General features: G+C 57.0%; 19 protein-coding genes. 6 read left to right on the forward strand and 13 right to left on the reverse strand.

Features of this window, described 5'->3' with window-relative positions:
• Positions 1 to 133 precede the first annotated feature (133 nt).
• From chrA to C2U30_RS02825, 3 genes are all read left to right on the forward strand, one after another.
• A complete protein-coding gene (chrA, locus tag C2U30_RS02810) occupies positions 134 to 1,339 on the forward strand; it encodes a chromate efflux transporter (RefSeq protein ID WP_000184001.1) in 1,206 nt (401 codons plus the stop codon).
• Between the two features lie 10 nt (positions 1,340 to 1,349).
• Complete coding sequence (locus C2U30_RS02815) at positions 1,350 to 1,655, forward strand: PadR family transcriptional regulator (RefSeq protein ID WP_000130000.1); 306 nt, start codon at positions 1,350 to 1,352, stop codon at positions 1,653 to 1,655.
• A gap of 226 nt (positions 1,656 to 1,881) precedes the next feature.
• Positions 1,882 to 2,646, forward strand: coding sequence for an IS6-like element IS6100 family transposase (locus C2U30_RS02825; protein WP_001389365.1), 765 nt, complete (start codon positions 1,882 to 1,884; stop codon positions 2,644 to 2,646).
• 492 nt (positions 2,647 to 3,138) lie between these two features.
• On the opposite strand, the gene mphR(A) is transcribed toward C2U30_RS02825, so the two are convergent.
• The 4 genes from mphR(A) to C2U30_RS02860 form a co-directional block, all read right to left on the reverse strand.
• The gene (mphR(A), locus tag C2U30_RS02840) at positions 3,139 to 3,723 is read right to left on the reverse strand and encodes a macrolide-binding transcriptional repressor MphR(A) (protein WP_001137892.1); all 585 of its coding nucleotides are present in this window, start codon (positions 3,721 to 3,723) and stop codon (positions 3,139 to 3,141) included.
• Complete coding sequence (gene mrx(A), locus C2U30_RS02845) at positions 3,723 to 4,961, reverse strand: macrolide resistance MFS transporter Mrx(A) (RefSeq protein ID WP_000004159.1); 1,239 nt, start codon at positions 4,959 to 4,961, stop codon at positions 3,723 to 3,725. Before mrx(A) ends, mphR(A) begins: the two co-directional genes overlap by 1 nt.
• A complete protein-coding gene (locus C2U30_RS02850) occupies positions 4,958 to 5,863 on the reverse strand; it encodes an Mph(A) family macrolide 2'-phosphotransferase (RefSeq protein WP_000219391.1) in 906 nt (301 codons plus the stop codon). The genes mrx(A) and C2U30_RS02850 overlap by 4 nt, the downstream gene beginning before the upstream one ends.
• 121 nt (positions 5,864 to 5,984) lie before the next feature.
• Positions 5,985 to 6,689, reverse strand: coding sequence for an IS6-like element IS26 family transposase (locus C2U30_RS02860; RefSeq protein ID WP_001067855.1), 705 nt, complete (start codon positions 6,687 to 6,689; stop codon positions 5,985 to 5,987).
• Between the two features lie 150 nt (positions 6,690 to 6,839).
• Between C2U30_RS02860 and aph(3')-Ia the strand changes: the two genes are divergently transcribed.
• Positions 6,840 to 7,655, forward strand: coding sequence for an aminoglycoside O-phosphotransferase APH(3')-Ia (gene aph(3')-Ia / locus C2U30_RS02865; protein WP_000018329.1), 816 nt, complete (start codon positions 6,840 to 6,842; stop codon positions 7,653 to 7,655).
• Between the two features lie 189 nt (positions 7,656 to 7,844).
• On the opposite strand, the gene C2U30_RS02870 is transcribed toward aph(3')-Ia, so the two are convergent.
• Together C2U30_RS02870 and C2U30_RS02875 are read right to left on the reverse strand one after the other, a co-directional pair.
• Positions 7,845 to 8,549, reverse strand: a complete 705-nt coding sequence (locus tag C2U30_RS02870; RefSeq protein ID WP_001067855.1) for an IS6-like element IS26 family transposase — start codon at positions 8,547 to 8,549, stop codon at positions 7,845 to 7,847.
• A 46-nt stretch (positions 8,550 to 8,595) separates the two neighbouring features.
• Positions 8,596 to 9,864, reverse strand: a complete 1,269-nt coding sequence (locus tag C2U30_RS02875) for a DNA-binding domain-containing protein (RefSeq protein ID WP_000179845.1) — start codon at positions 9,862 to 9,864, stop codon at positions 8,596 to 8,598.
• Positions 9,865 to 10,290: 426 nt separating this feature from the next.
• Between C2U30_RS02875 and C2U30_RS02890 the strand changes: the two genes are divergently transcribed.
• Together C2U30_RS02890 and C2U30_RS02895 are read left to right on the forward strand one after the other, a co-directional pair.
• Positions 10,291 to 11,271: an IS5-like element IS5 family transposase gene (locus tag C2U30_RS02890; RefSeq protein ID WP_026141915.1), complete on the forward strand. Its 981-nt coding sequence runs from the start codon at positions 10,291 to 10,293 to the stop codon at positions 11,269 to 11,271.
• 181 nt (positions 11,272 to 11,452) lie between these two features.
• On the forward strand, positions 11,453 to 11,800 hold the full coding sequence (locus C2U30_RS02895) for a hypothetical protein (RefSeq protein WP_058914894.1): 348 nt from the start codon (positions 11,453 to 11,455) through the stop codon (positions 11,798 to 11,800).
• A 220-nt stretch (positions 11,801 to 12,020) separates the two neighbouring features.
• On the opposite strand, the gene C2U30_RS02900 is transcribed toward C2U30_RS02895, so the two are convergent.
• The 7 genes from C2U30_RS02900 to pabC form a co-directional block, all read right to left on the reverse strand.
• Positions 12,021 to 12,305 (reverse strand): RepB family protein, encoded by a 285-nt coding sequence (locus tag C2U30_RS02900; protein ID WP_041215903.1) that lies wholly within the window; start codon positions 12,303 to 12,305, stop codon positions 12,021 to 12,023.
• Between the two features lie 163 nt (positions 12,306 to 12,468).
• Positions 12,469 to 13,497: a site-specific integrase gene (locus tag C2U30_RS02905; RefSeq protein ID WP_103243121.1), complete on the reverse strand. Its 1,029-nt coding sequence runs from the start codon at positions 13,495 to 13,497 to the stop codon at positions 12,469 to 12,471.
• A gap of 300 nt (positions 13,498 to 13,797) precedes the next feature.
• On the reverse strand, positions 13,798 to 14,577 hold the full coding sequence (locus C2U30_RS02910; protein ID WP_103243122.1) for a TatD family hydrolase: 780 nt from the start codon (positions 14,575 to 14,577) through the stop codon (positions 13,798 to 13,800).
• Positions 14,578 to 14,589: 12 nt separating this feature from the next.
• On the reverse strand, positions 14,590 to 15,537 hold the full coding sequence (holB, locus tag C2U30_RS02915; protein ID WP_103243123.1) for a DNA polymerase III subunit delta': 948 nt from the start codon (positions 15,535 to 15,537) through the stop codon (positions 14,590 to 14,592).
• Positions 15,522 to 16,163, reverse strand: coding sequence for a dTMP kinase (gene tmk, locus C2U30_RS02920; protein WP_045524868.1), 642 nt, complete (start codon positions 16,161 to 16,163; stop codon positions 15,522 to 15,524). Before tmk ends, holB begins: the two co-directional genes overlap by 16 nt.
• Complete coding sequence (gene mltG, locus C2U30_RS02925) at positions 16,163 to 17,164, reverse strand: endolytic transglycosylase MltG (protein ID WP_029314535.1); 1,002 nt, start codon at positions 17,162 to 17,164, stop codon at positions 16,163 to 16,165. The genes tmk and mltG overlap by 1 nt, the downstream gene beginning before the upstream one ends.
• Positions 17,154 to 17,960 carry an aminodeoxychorismate lyase gene (gene pabC / locus C2U30_RS02930; protein ID WP_164882611.1) on the reverse strand — a complete coding sequence of 269 codons (807 nt, stop codon included), beginning with the start codon at positions 17,958 to 17,960 and terminating at the stop codon, positions 17,154 to 17,156. Before pabC ends, mltG begins: the two co-directional genes overlap by 11 nt.
• Positions 17,961 to 18,017: the final 57 nt, after the last annotated feature.

Raw genomic sequence — 18,017 nt, forward strand, 5'->3', positions numbered from 1 at the left:
CGTGCTCCTGTGAAAGCCACAGCTAAAACTGCGTAGTACACATAGAGGTATTTTTTTCTAGATTTATATCGAATTTCGTTATCGAATTTCGCTTATTATTGATCAACTCGTTGCAGATCATGAAGGCGAAAGTATGACGAATAACCCTACCGATGACAGCAGACCATGGTCGGTCTTTCTTATTTTTCTGCGGCTTGGATTGACATCTTTTGGCGGCCCCATTGCGCACTTGGGCTACTTCCGCGCCGAATTTGTCACACGGCGGCGCTGGCTCTCCGAACGGAGCTATGCTGACTTGGTCGCGCTTTGTCAGTTCTTGCCAGGGCCTGCAAGCAGCCAGGTCGGCATAGCGGTAGGACTGTCTCGGGCTGGATACAGCGGGGCGCTGGCTGCTTGGGCTGGCTTCACGCTGCCGTCTGCCATAGCCTTGATCCTTTTTGCGCTCGGCATCTCCAGCTATGGCGATTACGTCTCGCAGGGCGCGTTGCATGGCTTAAAAGTGGTGGCTGTGGCCGTGGTCGCTCAAGCAGTATGGGGCATGGCGCGTAACCTATGCACGGATGGGCTGCGAGTCACCATCATGGCAATTGCTACCTGCGTCGTTTTACTTGTGCCGTCCGCGTGGGGACAGGTTGGCGTGATTGCTATCGCAGGCATCGCAGGCCGGTTATTGTTCAAGCCAGCGAAAGTTGTTGAGCATGACCCCCTACCTATCACGGTCAGTCACCGGGCCGGCGTGCTTTGGCTCTCGCTGTTCTTTGTCTTGCTGATTGGCCTGCCGGTGTTGGCCGAACTGATGCCAAGTCAAACCATGGCAATGGTGGATTCCTTCTATCGTGTCGGATCACTGGTGTTCGGCGGTGGTCACGTTGTGCTGCCATTACTGCAAGCCGAAGTGGTGCCCTCCGGCTGGGTCAACAATGAATCCTTTCTCGCGGGGTACGGGGCAGCTCAAGCGGTGCCCGGCCCTTTGTTCACGTTCGCCGCGTTTCTTGGTGCCTCGATGAACACCGCCCCGTCGGGCTGGATCGGCGGCATTGTGTGTCTGCTGGCTATCTTCGCGCCCTCGTTCTTGCTGGTCGTCGGATCAATGCCATTTTGGGAGCGTTTGCGCCGCAATACAGGCATCCAAGCTGCGCTGGCCGGGATCAATGCCGCTGTAGTCGGCTTGCTGCTGGCCGCGCTGTATCAGCCTGTATGGACTAGCGCCATCTTTCAGCCGCAAGACTTCGGCTTGGCATTAGTTGCCCTTGTCGCACTTATGTTCTGGAAGCTCCCGCCGTGGCTGGTTGTCCTCGGTAGCGGTGCAGCTGGGTGGCTGTTGAGCGTCGCTCTGTGAGGCACAAAAAATGACTGACAAAGACCTCTACGGCGGTTTGATCCGCCTGCACATCCTTCACCATGCAGCCGAGGAACCTGTCTTTGGGCTGGGGATCATCGAAGAGCTACGCCGACACGGCTACGAGATGAGCGCTGGCACCGTGTACCCGATGCTGCACGGCCTGGAAAAAAAAGGCTATCTGACCTCACGCCACGAACGCACCGGGCGACGTGAACGGCGTGTTTATGACATCACTGAACAAGGCAGAACTGCACTTGCTGATGCGAAAACAAAGGTCAAGGAGCTGTTCGGAGAGTTGGTAGAAGGTGGTTGAGTTTTTGCTTCTATGTCAGGTTGAGCTATACCCTAACTGGATTGTCATTTTCAGAAGACGACTGCACCAGTTGATTGGGCGTAATGGCTGTTGTGCAGCCAGCTCCTGACAGTTCAATATCAGAAGTGATCTGCACCAATCTCGACTATGCTCAATACTCGTGTGGGCTCTGTTGCAAAAATCGTGAAGCTTGAGCATGCTTGGCGGAGATTGGACGGACGGAACGATGACGGATTTCAAGTGGCGCCATTTCCAGGGTGATGTGATCCTGTGGGCGGTGCGCTGGTATTGTCGCTATCCGATCAGCTATCGCGACCTTGAGGAAATGCTGGCGGAACGCGGCATTTCGGTCGACCATACGACGATCTATCGCTGGGTCCAGTGCTACGCCCCGGAGATGGAGAAGCGGCTGCGCTGGTTCTGGCGGCGTGGCTTTGATCCGAGCTGGCGCCTGGATGAAACCTACGTCAAGGTGCGGGGCAAGTGGACCTACCTGTACCGGGCAGTCGACAAGCGGGGCGACACGATCGATTTCTACCTGTCGCCGACCCGCAGCGCCAAGGCAGCGAAGCGGTTCCTGGGCAAGGCCCTGCGAGGCCTGAAGCACTGGGAAAAGCCTGCCACGCTCAATACCGACAAAGCGCCGAGCTATGGTGCAGCGATCACCGAATTGAAGCGCGAAGGAAAGCTGGACCGGGAGACGGCCCACCGGCAGGTGAAGTATCTCAATAACGTGATCGAGGCCGATCACGGAAAGCTCAAGATACTGATCAAGCCGGTGCGCGGTTTCAAATCGATCCCCACGGCCTATGCCACGATCAAGGGATTCGAAGTCATGCGAGCCCTGCGCAAAGGACAGGCTCGCCCCTGGTGCCTGCAGCCCGGCATCAGGGGCGAGGTGCGCCTTGTGGAGAGAGCTTTTGGCATTGGGCCCTCGGCGCTGACGGAGGCCATGGGCATGCTCAACCACCATTTCGCAGCAGCCGCCTGATCGGCGCAGAGCGACAGCCTACCTCTGACTGCCGCCAATCTTTGCAACAGAGCCCGCCGTGCTAGTCTGCTCGGTGATGGTGGAGTGAAGCCAACCCGCAATCGGGTTATGAATCTGCATCGCGATTCGCAATCAGCTGTCTCTTGAGCATGTCGAACTCCTGCGATGTTATCTCGCCGTGCTCGTGCTGCTACACCAACTTGTCCAACTCATCCGCCACACCGCTCCCCACCACCTGCGATGGCCAGGTTGTTTGCTGGGCGCATTGGCGGAGTATCGTCTCGACCCGGGACACCCACACCGGCACAACCTTACGGGAGTGATTCACTGTCAAAGAATCGGCCCGGTGCTCTGACGCAAGTATCGGGATGGTCACCATTTGTAAGCCGTAGACCTGAGTGGTGATCAAGACTTCGATACCACCGACCGTACCGGTACTAATCGACGACGGTCGTGTTCGTCGCCTGCCGCAGGGACTCTGCACACCTCCGTTTACGCATGTGCCTGGAGGAGTTGGAAATCGTCGTGTTCGGGAAACATTAAACACAGGATGGCAGCGATCTGAGCCAGCACATGATCAGCTAGCTCACCATCCGGATCGACGGCCCACTGCATCGTCGCGCCAGCGATGACCGAGTGCAGGAGCAACTCAGCTGCCGCAGGAGCACCTGGGGGCAGTCGCTTGCGGATCCCCTCCACCACCGCGCGGTTCCGCTGGATCGCAAGCGTGCGTAGCTCCGGCACCTGGAGCTCGTACCAGGAGATGAGATAGTTCACCGAGAAGTCGTTGCGAGTGTTCATGCTCCGAACGAGCACCTGCAAAAATTCCCAGAGCCCTTGCGGCCCTGCGCCTATCGGTATCGCATTCAGGTAATGCCGCACCTGCTCGACGCCGCGCTCCATCATCCTCACCAGCAGCGTATCGCGGTTGGTGAAGCGCTGGATTAACGCTGCGCGGGAGAGCCCCACCTCCTTTGCTACTCCGCTGAGCGTGAACTCTATGGGACCGCAACGCTTCAGCACTACGGTGGCGGCCTCGAGTACCTCGTCATCGGACTTGAGCTTGGGGCGGGGCATCAGTGTTCACCTTCTGTATGGGTTGGGGCGGAGGCTGTGGCTGCCGCCGCCATTGTAGCAAATTGAAGACGGAGCGAGAGTAGAGCCACGAGCCCCGCAAACACGGCCGATACAACGAGGCCAGGGAGCGGACCAGCAAGGTCGACAAACGCGCCGGCCGCAAGCATAACCATGGGCGAGGCTGACAGCATCACCGCCGAGACCGTGCCGAGTACCCGGCCGAGAAGTTCTGGCGGCGTGCGGTTGTAGATGGCAGCGTTGAGAATGGGAGAGACTGAGCCGGTCAGCAGTCCCACGAGCGCGCCCAACAACATCAGCACCGGCACGCCTGGCAACTGTGAAAGCAGAAGCGAGCCCACCGCAGAGCCACAAAATGCCACCGCCAGCCAGTTCTGCGCTGATATCCGGGCGCCGACCGACGCATGAATGGCAATGCCAAGGAGACCACCAGCCCCCATCATTGAGGAGAACAGCCCGAGCTCTGCTACTTGGCGTCCTGCATCTACAAACAGCGCAGGCATGATGACGCTGCCGTTGGCGCCAACGATGCCCACGAAGATCATCACTATACCAAAGAGAGGGCGCAGCAGGGGTTCGCTCCAGAGAAAAGCGACGCCGGCGCGCATGGAGAGAGTCGCCGTCGTGGTCATCGTCCGAGCGGCACGCGCGGGAAGCACCCACGCGCCGAGCAGACCTGCAAGGACGGAGCAGAACGCCGTCAGCCCGAGCGTTGGCGCAGCGCCAAGCAGGCCGATTGCGGCCCCCCCAAGGGCCGGGCCACCTAGAATCGCGACGTTCCCGATCACCGCTTTCAGTGACGAGACGCGCTCAACGGAGAGCCCGGCGACGTGGCCGAGTTTGGGCAGCTCACTGTCCTGCGCGGCCATACCGGGTGCGTCGAACGCGGCACCGAGCACCACGCAAGCGATCAGCCCAGTGTTCGAGAGGGCGCCAACGGCATCGAGCAGTGGGATGCTCGCCATGGCCACGCCGCCCACCACACCCGAGATCAATGCGACGGGCGCGCGCCCGAACCGATCGACGAGGCCACCACCAACCCACGCGCCGATGATGGTCGCGATGACGCTGCTAGCGGCCGTGGCGCCCGCCCAGGCCGCGCTCTTTGTATGAGACAGGACGAACCATGGAAGCGCGAGGGCCGCCACCGCGTTGCCGATCCGGAAGAGAAAGGTCGCCGCGAACAGCGTCGCGAGCGGGCTATATCGACGTTCGCTCATTCCGCTGCGGCGAGCTGCGCCTTCGCCGCAGCGAGGTACTCTTCGTTACCCGAGTCGAGGGCGAAGAGTGCGTAGGTGACCGCCCCGAACGCAAGGCGCTCCGCGATGTGGTGGGCGAGCCGCGGCCACACCCGGCCACCGGCCGCTTCATACGTGAGGAGGAGCTTCGCGAGCCCCTCTTCACCAAAGACCATAAGGTGCGCGGCCATGTCGATGGCAGGGTCATCAACGCGGGCCTCGCTCCAGTCGATCATCCCGCTGACGCGCTCCGTGTTGTCGATGAGCACATGGCCCACGTAGAGATCGCCATGCACCACCACGGAGAAATCTGGCCACGACGAATCGTCGTCGAGCCAGCGCTGCCACCGGTGGAGGCGCTTGTCGTTCACCACGAACTCGCGTCGGACGCGGTCAACGTCGTCGGCCACCTTCTGACGGGCCTGCGTCGGTGTACGGATGAGCATCCCCGCATCCACGGCGGCGGAAATGGGGACGGCATGCAGGGCGGCGAGCGCGGTCGCGAAGCTCTCCGCGAAGACCTCCGAGTCCTGCGGCACGACCCAGTCGGGCGTGGACGAACCAGGCTGGATGACCATCGCAGTCGAGTCTTCGAGCATGGGATAGGCAACGAGCTCGGCGTTGGCCACGCGCCAGTCCGGCACCGCGAACGGCAGGCGATTCTTGAGCATTGCCAGCACCCGCGCCTCTGGTTCGACCTTCGCGCTTACCTCGGCTCGGCGCGGGATGCGCAGCACCCACCGACGTCCATCGTCGACGGTGGCGATCACGATCCTATAGTCGAGCCCAAGCTCATTGACAGTCAGCGGGCCATGGAGCTTGAGCCCATGTCGGGCTGCAAGTGCGTACAGTTGGGAGGTATCGGCGGTCGTGACTACGGTCATGATTCACTCCTGAGGGCTTGACGGGTTTAGCCACCTAAATGTAACAGTCACGTCGGTTATATTCAATCCGGCACTGTTGCAAAGTTAGCGATGAGGCAGCCTTTTGTCTTATTCAAAGGCCTTACATTTCAAAAACTCTGCTTACCAGGCGCATTTCGCCCAGGGGATCACCATAATAAAATGCTGAGGCCTGGCCTTTGCGTAGTGCACGCATCACCTCAATACCTTTGATGGTGGCGTAAGCCGTCTTCATGGATTTAAATCCCAGCGTGGCGCCGATTATCCGTTTCAGTTTGCCATGATCGCATTCAATCACGTTGTTCCGGTACTTAATCTGTCGGTGTTCAACGTCAGACGGGCACCGGCCTTCGCGTTTGAGCAGAGCAAGCGCGCGACCATAGGCGGGCGCTTTATCCGTGTTGATGAATCGCGGGATCTGCCACTTCTTCACGTTGTTGAGGATTTTACCCAGAAACCGGTATGCAGCTTTGCTGTTACGACGGGAGGAGAGATAAAAATCGACAGTGCGGCCCCGGCTGTCGACGGCCCGGTACAGATACGCCCAGCGGCCATTGACCTTCACGTAGGTTTCATCCATGTGCCACGGGCAAAGATCGGAAGGGTTACGCCAGTACCAGCGCAGCCGTTTTTCCATTTCAGGCGCATAACGCTGAACCCAGCGGTAAATCGTGGAGTGATCGACATTCACTCCGCGTTCAGCCAGCATCTCCTGCAGCTCACGGTAACTGATGCCGTATTTGCAGTACCAGCGTACGGCCCACAGAATGATGTCACGCTGAAAATGCCGGCCTTTGAATGGGTTCATGTGCAGCTCCATCAGCAAAAGGGGATGATAAGTTTATCACCACCGACTATTTGCAACAGTGCCCTCTGATGTTACATTGCACAAGATAAAAATATATCATCATGAACAATAAAACTGTCTGCTTACATAAACAGTAATACAAGGGGTGTTATGAGCCATATTCAACGGGAAACGTCTTGCTCGAGGCCGCGATTAAATTCCAACATGGATGCTGATTTATATGGGTATAAATGGGCTCGCGATAATGTCGGGCAATCAGGTGCGACAATCTATCGATTGTATGGGAAGCCCGATGCGCCAGAGTTGTTTCTGAAACATGGCAAAGGTAGCGTTGCCAATGATGTTACAGATGAGATGGTCAGACTAAACTGGCTGACGGAATTTATGCCTCTTCCGACCATCAAGCATTTTATCCGTACTCCTGATGATGCATGGTTACTCACCACTGCGATCCCCGGGAAAACAGCATTCCAGGTATTAGAAGAATATCCTGATTCAGGTGAAAATATTGTTGATGCGCTGGCAGTGTTCCTGCGCCGGTTGCATTCGATTCCTGTTTGTAATTGTCCTTTTAACAGCGATCGCGTATTTCGTCTCGCTCAGGCGCAATCACGAATGAATAACGGTTTGGTTGATGCGAGTGATTTTGATGACGAGCGTAATGGCTGGCCTGTTGAACAAGTCTGGAAAGAAATGCATAAGCTTTTGCCATTCTCACCGGATTCAGTCGTCACTCATGGTGATTTCTCACTTGATAACCTTATTTTTGACGAGGGGAAATTAATAGGTTGTATTGATGTTGGACGAGTCGGAATCGCAGACCGATACCAGGATCTTGCCATCCTATGGAACTGCCTCGGTGAGTTTTCTCCTTCATTACAGAAACGGCTTTTTCAAAAATATGGTATTGATAATCCTGATATGAATAAATTGCAGTTTCATTTGATGCTCGATGAGTTTTTCTAATCAGAATTGGTTAATTGGTTGTAACACTGGCAGAGCATTACGCTGACTTGACGGGACGGCGCTTCCCTACCCTCATGGCCGCCTCCCAGGAATCGACCCAGGTGCTTATCGTGGACATAATCCTTTACTCATAAATTGGCACTGTTGCAAAGTTAGCGATGAGGCAGCCTTTTGTCTTATTCAAAGGCCTTACATTTCAAAAACTCTGCTTACCAGGCGCATTTCGCCCAGGGGATCACCATAATAAAATGCTGAGGCCTGGCCTTTGCGTAGTGCACGCATCACCTCAATACCTTTGATGGTGGCGTAAGCCGTCTTCATGGATTTAAATCCCAGCGTGGCGCCGATTATCCGTTTCAGTTTGCCATGATCGCATTCAATCACGTTGTTCCGGTACTTAATCTGTCGGTGTTCAACGTCAGACGGGCACCGGCCTTCGCGTTTGAGCAGAGCAAGCGCGCGACCATAGGCGGGCGCTTTATCCGTGTTGATGAATCGCGGGATCTGCCACTTCTTCACGTTGTTGAGGATTTTACCCAGAAACCGGTATGCAGCTTTGCTGTTACGACGGGAGGAGAGATAAAAATCGACAGTGCGGCCCCGGCTGTCGACGGCCCGGTACAGATACGCCCAGCGGCCATTGACCTTCACGTAGGTTTCATCCATGTGCCACGGGCAAAGATCGGAAGGGTTACGCCAGTACCAGCGCAGCCGTTTTTCCATTTCAGGCGCATAACGCTGAACCCAGCGGTAAATCGTGGAGTGATCGACATTCACTCCGCGTTCAGCCAGCATCTCCTGCAGCTCACGGTAACTGATGCCGTATTTGCAGTACCAGCGTACGGCCCACAGAATGATGTCACGCTGAAAATGCCGGCCTTTGAATGGGTTCATGTGCAGCTCCATCAGCAAAAGGGGATGATAAGTTTATCACCACCGACTATTTGCAACAGTGCCCATCGGCGTAGTAGTGGATGTGGTCGATGACAAAGCCGGTGCGGGTCAGCGTGCGCCGGAGGATCGGCAGAAAATCGACCAGGAACGAAGTAGCGCGTGTGACGACGGCCGGTACGCCGACACGCGCCACGGCCTCGGCCCAGCGCGCGGCCGGCGGTTGGAGCAGGCCGTTGTGCACCGAACCGTGGTAGGTGCCGACCGCCAATGTGAGCCAGCGCTCTAGCTCGCGCAGCGTCAGGGCGGCCTTGTTTTCGGAATCGTAGTCGCCGCGCTGGTCAGGGTTGGAGAAGGTCGTTCCCGGCAGTTCGTCGTGAATCATCTGCATCGCCGTGCCGATGATCCGTTCCACGATGCCGCCATAGTGCGGCTGTCCCAGCGGGCGATAGTCCAGCCGGATGCCATGCTGCTCGCAACCCCGGCGCAGGGCCTCGCTCTTGAACTCGGCCGCGTTGTCTAGGTAGAGCAGCAAGGGCTTGCCGCTCATCTGCCAATCCATTTCCACGTTCAGTCCTTCCAGCCAAGGGCGCTTGTCGCAGGCGACATGCACGAGGCACAGGCCAACCGAAACGGCAGACGGCGCTTCCAGCGTGACGACCATGCCGAGCACGCAGCGGGTGAACACGTCGATGGCGAGGGTCAGGTACGGGCGGCCAATAGGTTGCCGGTCGCGGTCATCGACCACGATCAGGTCGATGACCGTATGGTCTATCTGCACCTGCTCCAGCGGCGCGGTCACGGCAGGAGGCTCGCCGCCCACACCTTGTAGGTCACGAGCGGCATCCTGGCCTTCCCGCCGGCGGATGACCTTGCGCGGGTCAAGGCTAGCGATCCGTAAGGCCACGGTATTGCGCGCCGGCACTCGCAGTTTTTGAGCCTTGCACACCTGAGTGACTTCGCGGTGAAAGGCCGCTAGGCTGCGCTTCTGCTTGGTCAGGAACCGCTTTTGCAGTAGCTCGTGGATGACGCGCTCGACCGGTTCCGGCAAGCGCCCCTTACCTTTACCTCCACCGGACTGGCCGGGCACCAGATCCGTCACGAGGCCGCTGCCTTGCCGGGCACGCCGGATCAGAACGTATACCTGGCGCCGAGACAAGCCCAGCGCCTGAGCCGCCATATCGGCCGCTTCGTGCCCGACCGTCTCCGACTGCGCCAACGGACTGATGATCTCCGCACGACGGCGCGCACGCTCCCAAGCCTCATCAGGCAGAGTGGCCACGCCTTGTTCTGGAATCCGTGGGGTGTCCGTCGCCATGCTCACCTCGCTTTGGTGCACACGAGTATTGAGCATAGTCGAGATTGGTGCAGATCACTTCTGATATTGAACTGTCAGGAGCTGGCTGCACAACAGCCATTACGCCCAATCAACTGGTGCAGTCGTCTTCTGAAAATGACACTGACGAAGCGGCGCGGCCCTGCCTGACATCAAGTTAGGGTATAGCCTAGATTGACATGCGCGATGCAACCCTTAACTTGCTTGCACCTATCGTTTCCATGCTAGCTTTATCGTAACGCTCAAGAAATTGGGCTTAATGCCGAAAACAATAAAATAAAACAGCCAACCCTTGAGGTTCTTATGCGCCAGAATTTACCAGTGACGGGTCGAAACTTAGGGAAGGTGCGAACAAGTCCCTGATATGAGATCATGTTTGTCATCTGGAGCCATGGAACAGGGTTCATCATGAGTCATCAACTTACCTTCGCCGACAGTGAATTCAGCAGTAAGCGCCGTCAGACCAGAAAAGAGATTTTCTTGTCCCGCATGGAGCAGATTCTGCCATGGCAAAACATGGTGGAAGTCATCGAGCCGTTTTACCCCAAGGCTGGTAATGGCCGGCGACCTTATCCGCTGGAAACCATGTTACGCATTCACTGCATGCAGCATTGGTACAACCTGAGCGATGGCGCGATGGAAGATGCTCTGTACGAAATCGCCTCCATGCGTCTGTTTGCCCGGTTATCCCTGGATAGCGCCTTGCCGGACCGCACCACCATCATGAATTTCCGCCACCTGCTGGAGCAGCATCAACTGGCCCGCCAATTGTTCAAGACCATCAATCGCTGGCTGGCCGAAGCAGGCGTCATGATGACTCAAGGCACCTTGGTCGATGCCACCATCATTGAGGCTCCCAGCTCGACCAAGAACAAAGAGCAGCAACGCGATCCGCAGATGCATCAGACCAAGAAAGGCAATCAGTGGCACTTTGGCATGAAGGCCCACATTGGTGTCGATGCCAAGAGTGGCCTGACCCACAGCCTAGTCACCACCGCGGCCAACGAGCATGACCTCAATCAGCTGGGTAATCTGCTGCATGGAGAGGAGCAATTTGTCTCAGCCGATGCCGGCTACCAAGGGGCGCCACAGCGCGAGGAGCTGGCCGAGGTGGATGTGGACTGGCTGATCGCCGAGCGCCCCGGCAAGGTAAGAACCTTGAAACAGCATCCACGCAAGAACAAAACGGCCATCAACATCGAATACATGAAAGCCAGCATCCGGGCCAAGGTGGAGCACCCATTTCGCATCATCAAGCGACAGTTCGGCTTCGTAAAAGCCAGATACAAGGGGTTGCTGAAAAACGATAACCAACTGGCGATGTTATTCACGCTGGCCAACCTGTTTCGGGCGGACCAAATGATACGTCAGTGGGAGAGATCTCACTAAAAACTGGGGATAACGCCTTAAATGGCGAAGAAACGGTCTAAATAGGCTGATTCAAGGCATTTACGGGAGAAAAAATCGGCTCAAACATGAAGAAATGAAATGACTGAGTCAGCCGAGAAGAATTTCCCCGCTTATTCGCACCTTCCCTCGCACACAGCAATCGACAACGGATATTCAAAGCATGATCAGCGCTCTACAAGAGCGAGCGCAATCCGCTGTTACAGTCATGGAGCAAAGTAGTCGGCAAGCGCACACGAGTGTAGCTCACGCAGAGGAAGCAGCTACAGCTCTTGATGGAATTGGCCAACGCGTTAACGAAATTACCGACATGAACGCGCAAATAGCGACTGCGGTCGAGCAGCAGGGAGCAGTAAGTGAAGACATAAACCGCAGTATTATCAATATACGCGATGCTGCTGATACCAATGTACAGACCGGGCAGAATAATTTGCAAAGTGCGAAATCTGTCGCTCAGTTAACTAGCGCTCTGAGCGAACTGGCAAAACAGTTTTGGGAAAAACGAGGATAACGCTTTTCAGTATCTCGACAGGGATAACTTACTTTACCATCGGTTATCCCTTTTAGCCGCACAAATTTTAGCCATGGCTTTTCAGGAAGTCAGGGCTATCAGAATGGCCTTAGAAAGCCTAGTCAAAGAGCTGTCACGAGAACACCGTTAGCTTAGCGTACGATTTTTTCCGAATTCTGCGGTTCCCCCTTTTTCAACCATGCCGACACGACGCCATCGTCTATTCGAGCATGTCTGCCGACTCGGGGACATCGCTCTGCTGCGCGTTGGTCGTTTGTTGCAGTTCGTGCTGATAGAGCAGATCGATTGCCTGCTCGATGATGGAGGCCTGACTGTCTTCCAGTTGTTGCCCCAGCATGGCCAACCTCTCTGCATGACGATTGCTTATCCAGCATTGCAACCGGCTGTGGGTTTCCTGCTTGCGCTTCACGTGCTGGCGCTGCCGTTCGGCATTCTCTTGCGCAGCGCTTTTCTTCAATTCCTGGCTATCGTGACCTTCCGACATGTCTATATCGTGAATGTTATCTCTCATTTTTCGTTGGCATCTTCTACGAAAGTAAATCGGATTACGACTCCCCCACCGTCATGATGTCTGTGGAGGACGACATGAATATATCACCAGATCAACAGGATATCATTTAACATAAAAAATGGAGAGGCGCGGTTTTCTATAACAACCCATCCAGGGCGTGTTCCGAGAACTTGTGTGCATCGTCGAAATATTCCTGCAAGGTGCGCATGTCCTTGTGTCGGGTCACCTCGATGATCTTGTTCATCGGTTTGCCCGCCGTCACCGCCGAGGTGATGAACCCCCGCCGCAAACTGTGGCCACTGACGTGGAGATCGTCGATGGCCTGGCCGGTTCGCCGCTTGATCATCAGGTTGATACCTTGCGGCCCCAGGGGGTCTGCCATCAGCTGTCCCCAGCGATTCATCCGGCGAAACAGGGGGCCCTCAGCAATCCGGCTTTTTTTCAGCCATTGTTGCAGTGCAGACACTGGGCAATACCGGGTACCCGGAATGAGTGCTATCTCCGATTCATGGAGCTGATGTTTGCTTGGTTTGAGACGAAGGCGTATCCCCTGCCCCACAAACTGCACGTCATCCACCTCGATCCTGGCCGCTTCCGATCGGCGCAAGGCGCCACTGAACATCAGGAGCAACAGGGTGTAATCCCGAAGTCCCGCCAGGTTGCTGGTATCTATCTCGTCCAGTACGCAGGCCAATGGTTTCAGGGTCAGCGCCCCCGTTTTGCGTTTGCGGTTATCACCGAGCCGTACTATGCCCCGCATCATCTCCTTGATCTCCGCATGCTCGGTCGGCATGGGGTGGATCCCCTTCTGCTTGAAGGCATAGCGAATGCCGGCAAGCCGTCTTACCAGGGTGGCCGGTTTGCGAGGTTCCCCGTTGCGAAGCTCCCCCTTTCCTTCCTCCTTGTCGAGCCAGACCCAGTTGGCCAGGATGCCGTCGGCCTGATCCGCCAGAAAATTCATGATGTCGTGGTGTGTCGTCTGCAAGGGCTCCAGCCCGTGGAGCTGGCACCAGGAGACAAAGATACGGGTATCTGCCTGATAGGCATTGAGGGTGGAGTCGGCTTTAGCGCTGCGCAGGAAGCGTCTTGCCCGGCTGTTCAGCTGAGGATCGAAGACGCTTTGCAAGGATTGCTGAACTGGGTTTTGAAGGCGTGGGTAGTTCACTTAACTCTATGATTTAAAGCGGAGTTTCGGTGGATCTTACAGGATCATTCAGATCTATCAAGTATCGATAATGAATATTATCGATACTTAGGAAGAGTGCTTTTAACCCATTTCAGCTCCCTCATTTATTTCTCAAGTACCCTGTCATCCCTGCTCCGTTTTATCAGGTGCTGGCGATTTGATCTCGTCAGCACCCACCACACAAAGTGAGAGATAACAATTCGGCATGATTGTTTTTGGATGGATCCTGATAGTGAAAATTGTCATAGTAAAACGCCCCGCTATGCGGGGCGTTGTCTGTTATCGCTTTGCCAACTTGAACAATTCGAAGAAATTGTGGCTGGTGGCCTCCGCCAATTCGGCGAGCGATATCTGGCGAAGATCAGCGATAAATTGGGCAACGTCGCGAACAAAGGCCGGCTCATTCTCCCTCCCCCGGTGGGGAACCGGTGCCAGATAGGGAGAGTCGGTTTCAACCAGCAGTCGCTCCAGGGGCAACGCCTTAACCACTGCCTGCAGGGCTGAGGCGTTCTTGAAAGTGGCTATCCCCGAGATGGAAATATAGAACCCCATTGCCATCGCGGCCTCGGCCATTTCGAGGGACTCGGTGAAGCAGTGCAGCACTCCGCCCACCTGTTCGGCCCCCTCCTCTCGCATGATCCGCAGCGTGTCTTCCTGGGCATCCCGGGTATGAATGATGAGCGGTTTGTTCAGTGCCCGGGCTACACGAATATGTTCGCGGAAAGAGGCTTGCTGTACATCCTTGTTTTCCGGTGAATAGAAGTAGTCGAGCCCGGTTTCGCCGATGGCCACCACTCTCTCATCGGCCGCCTGAGTCAGCAGCAAGGGAGCATCCACCCCGGGATCCTGATTGAGCGGGTGAACACCGCAGGAGGCAAACACCTGGGGATGGGGGGCGATGGCCTCCATCATGGTCGGGAACTGGGCCTGGGTCACACTCACGCAGAGAAAATATCCCACGCTCTGCTGCGCCGCCTTGGCCAGTACATCGGCCATGTCGGTCTGCTTGGAGCCATAACTCAAGCGATCGAGATGGCAATGGGAATCAACGAGTAACATAGACAACCTTGTTTATAACCAGCGATTGAGCCAGTTCATCAAATGGATGGTGGGATTGGAAAGCTGTCCTGGCTGACAAGCCTCTTTCAGCACAACCAGCTGCTGTTCAGCTTCCAGGAGCCGTTCGCTGGAGTGTCTCTCTGCCAGTTGCTGGCTGAGTGATGCAAGATCCGGCATTGCCAGTTGATGATGGCCGCAGCCAGCCTGAAGCTTGAGGGCATCGCACAGGAAGAGCTGCAACCAGTGCAGCCGGGCCTGAGTATCCTCGGCCAACTGGGCACAGACATTCGCCGTACGGGTGGGGGCCGATGCCAGCGAGACAAATCCGTCGAGCAATGCCCGTCTGGCATCATCTTGCTGTGCTTCGATGTAGCTCAGCACCCGCAGCGGCGCACCCTGGCAGATCCGCACCTGGGCCTGGGTGGCCTGATGGCCCTGCTCGGCGAGCCAGGCAAGGGTCTCCCCCTCAGAGGGGAGCTGGCAGACATGCTTGTGACAACGGCTCAAGATGGTGGGGAGCAGGCGAGATACCCGGGATGCGATGAGCAGCAACAGACTGTCGCCAGCCGGCTCTTCCAGCGTCTTCAGCAAAGCATTGGCGGCAGACTCCGTCATGCGCTCCGCCTCCTGAATGATCACCACCTTGCCGCGACCGAGCTGGGACGTGCTCTGGAGGCGGCTGCAAATCTCCCGGATGGCTTCGACACCTATGGTCTTGCCCTCGGGCCCCAGGGTGCCAAGATCCGGGTGATGCCCCTTCTCAAACAGTTGGCAGGAGTGGCACTGACCGCAGGGCTCACCTCGTTGTGGATGCTGACACAAGTGCAGTCGCGCCAGTCGCTCTGCAAGCTGCTCCTTGCCAAGACCGGGATCGCCTAGCAGCAACCAGGCGTGCCCGAGCCGTCCGGCCCGGGCCGTCTCGCTCAGGGCATGCCAATCCGGGATCAGCCAGGGATACATAGCCCCTCGCTTGCCAGATAATGCTCAAGGGCTGCCTCGATGGCGGCTTTGACTTGCTCCGGGGGCAACCCGGCATCAATGACCTGGATGGAATCATCGGCGGCCGCCAACTCGAGGTAACGCTGGCGGGTACGTTCAAAGAAGCCGATCTGCTCCAGCTCAATCCTGTCCAGCTCGCCGCGATGGCGGGCCCGCTGCAGGCCGATGGCAGGATCAATGTCGAGATAGAGCGTCAGATCCGGCTTGAAATCCCCGAGGACCGCCCGTTTGATGGCGCCGATGAGGTTCGCATCGATGCCGCGGCCACCCCCCTGATAGGCCTGGGAGGAGAGATCGTGGCGATCGCCCACTACCCAGATGCCGTCTGCCAGGGCCGGCTTGATCCTAGTCTCCACCAGTTGCACCCGGGAGGCGTACATCAACAGCAGCTCGGCCTCGACGGTCAGGCGCTCGTCGTGCACTTCCTTGACGATGGCCCGCATGCGCTCCGCCAGCGGCGTGCCGCCCGGCTCCCGGGTGCACTCGATCCGCGCCACTCCGTGGGCTTGCAGATAGTCGGTCACATAGCGCACCGCAGAGCTCTTCCCTGCCCCTTCCAATCCTTCAATCACGATAAATTTAGACATTAGGGTTTCTTCAATATGTATTCACGCACCGCCCGATTGTGTTCATCGAGGGTCTTGGAGAAGTAGTGGGCACCGCCCCCCTTGGCAACGAAGTAGAGATAGTCGGTCGATTTGGGGTTGAGCGCCGCCTCGATGGAGGCCTTGCCCGGCATGGCGATGGGCGTCGGAGGCAGACCATCGATCACATAGGTGTTGTAGGGGTTCACGTCGGTCAAATCACTGCGGCGAATGTTGCCATCGTACCTCTCCTTCACCCCGTAGATGACGGTAGGGTCGGTTTGCAACTTCATGCCAAGGCGTAGACGGTTGACGAACACAGAGGCAATCTGGGCTCGTTCATCCGGTTGGCCCGTCTCTTTTTCGATGATGGAGGCCATGATGAGCGCCTCATAGGGTGTCTTGTAGGGCAGATTGGCCTGACGCTTCTCCCAGGAAGCCTCCAGGAACGTTTTCATGTCCTGATAGGCGCGGCGCAGGATGGAAAGATCGCTGGCATGAGTGGTATAGGCGTAGGTTTCCGGCAGGAACCACCCCTCCAGCTTGCCATTTTCGATGCCGAGTTCCTGAGCCAGCTCGGTTTCGCTCTGCTCCAGAGTCAGGCGCTCCAGATAGGGGGCGCTGGAAAGTTGCTTCAGCCAATCCTCAAATCGAGACCCTTCGACAAAGGTCAGGCTGAAGTGAAACTCCTTGCCGGAAGCAAAGAGAGAGAGGGTCTCCTTGAGCGGCGCCCCTTCCTTGATTTCATAGGTGCCGGACTTGATGGCCACCAGTTCGGGATGACCGCGCAACCAGAGGCGCACCGCCCAGGGGCTGGTTTCCCCCTCCCCCAGTTCGGCAATCAGGCGCGCCGCATGGGCGCCTTTTTCGACGGTAAAGAGGCGTGTTGGCCCCTTGTTGGTGAGCGTCTCCACCTGTTGCCACTTGTGATACACGTACCCTCCGGCAACGGCGACAGAGAGTGCCGCCCCCGCGAGCAGGGTGTAAAGCCGATTAAACTTCAATGACCAAGCGCTCCTGTAAACGGCGGATCAATACCGGACTGGGATAGTGCATATCCCCGATGCTGGTGACCGGGACTATGCCCATCAGGGTATTGGTCAGCCAGACCTCTTCCGCCTGCCAGAGTGACTCCAATGGAGCCTCGACGACACGCAGTTCAATGCCCATCTGTTTAAGCATCGTCATCACGCGCTTGCGCATGATGCCATCGATCCCGGCGCGGGTGAGATCCGGTGTGAACACCGTCCTGCCGCGACGCCAAAACAGATTGGCGCTGACCCCTTCTACCAGAAATCCCCGGCTGTTCAAGACTATACCTTCGACCCCGCCGCGCGCAGCAAGTTCGCGCTTCAGCATCACTTGTTCGAGGCGCCCCAGCGTCTTGAGACCAGCGAGCATGGGACTGTCCCCAAGCTGCTGCTGGCATACCAGGGCATTGATGCCGGTTTGCTGCCAATCATGATAATGCTCAGGATAAGGTGCCAAAGAGACGATGCGAGTGGGCGTGTCACAGCCTGCGCCGTCATATCCCCGCCCACCTGCGCCCCGGGTCAGCATTATCTTGACGACAGCCTGTGCCTGTCCAGAAGCCAACTGCGCCGCCTCGTCGGCAAGCAGGTCCCAGGAGTGCTCGCCAAAACCAAGCCGGGCGTTGGCATGTTGCAGCCGGGCCAGATGGTCCTGCCACCAGAGTACCTTCCCTTCCCTCACCAGCATGGTGGTGAAATGACCATCACCGTATGCCAGTCCACGATCCCTGGCTGACAGTGTTTCTGTGGGTATTCCATTAATCAGCAAGGGGATCCCTCCGATAAAAAAGGCCCGATACTGCCGTATCGGGCCTTATCATTCGCC

It is taken from the genome of Aeromonas sp. ASNIH5 (assembly GCF_002902865.1).
GTDB lineage: Bacteria > Pseudomonadota > Gammaproteobacteria > Enterobacterales > Aeromonadaceae > Aeromonas > Aeromonas caviae.

Excerpts from the sequence above, each read along its gene's own strand:
- chrA (WP_000184001.1), top strand. The coding sequence starts at position 134 with ATGACGAATAACCCTACCGATGACAGCAGACCATGGTCGGTCTTTCTT.
- C2U30_RS02815 (WP_000130000.1), top strand. The coding sequence starts at position 1,350 with ATGACTGACAAAGACCTCTACGGCGGTTTGATCCGCCTGCACATCCTT.
- C2U30_RS02825 (WP_001389365.1), top strand. The coding sequence starts at position 1,882 with ATGACGGATTTCAAGTGGCGCCATTTCCAGGGTGATGTGATCCTGTGG.
- C2U30_RS02850 (WP_000219391.1), bottom strand. The coding sequence starts at position 5,863 with ATGACCGTAGTCACGACCGCCGATACCTCCCAACTGTACGCACTTGCA.
- C2U30_RS02860 (WP_001067855.1), bottom strand. The coding sequence starts at position 6,689 with ATGAACCCATTCAAAGGCCGGCATTTTCAGCGTGACATCATTCTGTGG.
- C2U30_RS02870 (WP_001067855.1), bottom strand. The coding sequence starts at position 8,549 with ATGAACCCATTCAAAGGCCGGCATTTTCAGCGTGACATCATTCTGTGG.
- C2U30_RS02875 (WP_000179845.1), bottom strand. The coding sequence starts at position 9,864 with ATGGCGACGGACACCCCACGGATTCCAGAACAAGGCGTGGCCACTCTG.
- C2U30_RS02890 (WP_026141915.1), top strand. The coding sequence starts at position 10,291 with ATGAGTCATCAACTTACCTTCGCCGACAGTGAATTCAGCAGTAAGCGC.
- C2U30_RS02895 (WP_058914894.1), top strand. The coding sequence starts at position 11,453 with ATGATCAGCGCTCTACAAGAGCGAGCGCAATCCGCTGTTACAGTCATG.
- C2U30_RS02900 (WP_041215903.1), bottom strand. The coding sequence starts at position 12,305 with ATGTCGGAAGGTCACGATAGCCAGGAATTGAAGAAAAGCGCTGCGCAA.
- C2U30_RS02910 (WP_103243122.1), bottom strand. The coding sequence starts at position 14,577 with ATGTTACTCGTTGATTCCCATTGCCATCTCGATCGCTTGAGTTATGGC.
- holB (WP_103243123.1), bottom strand. The coding sequence starts at position 15,537 with ATGTATCCCTGGCTGATCCCGGATTGGCATGCCCTGAGCGAGACGGCC.
- tmk (WP_045524868.1), bottom strand. The coding sequence starts at position 16,163 with ATGTCTAAATTTATCGTGATTGAAGGATTGGAAGGGGCAGGGAAGAGC.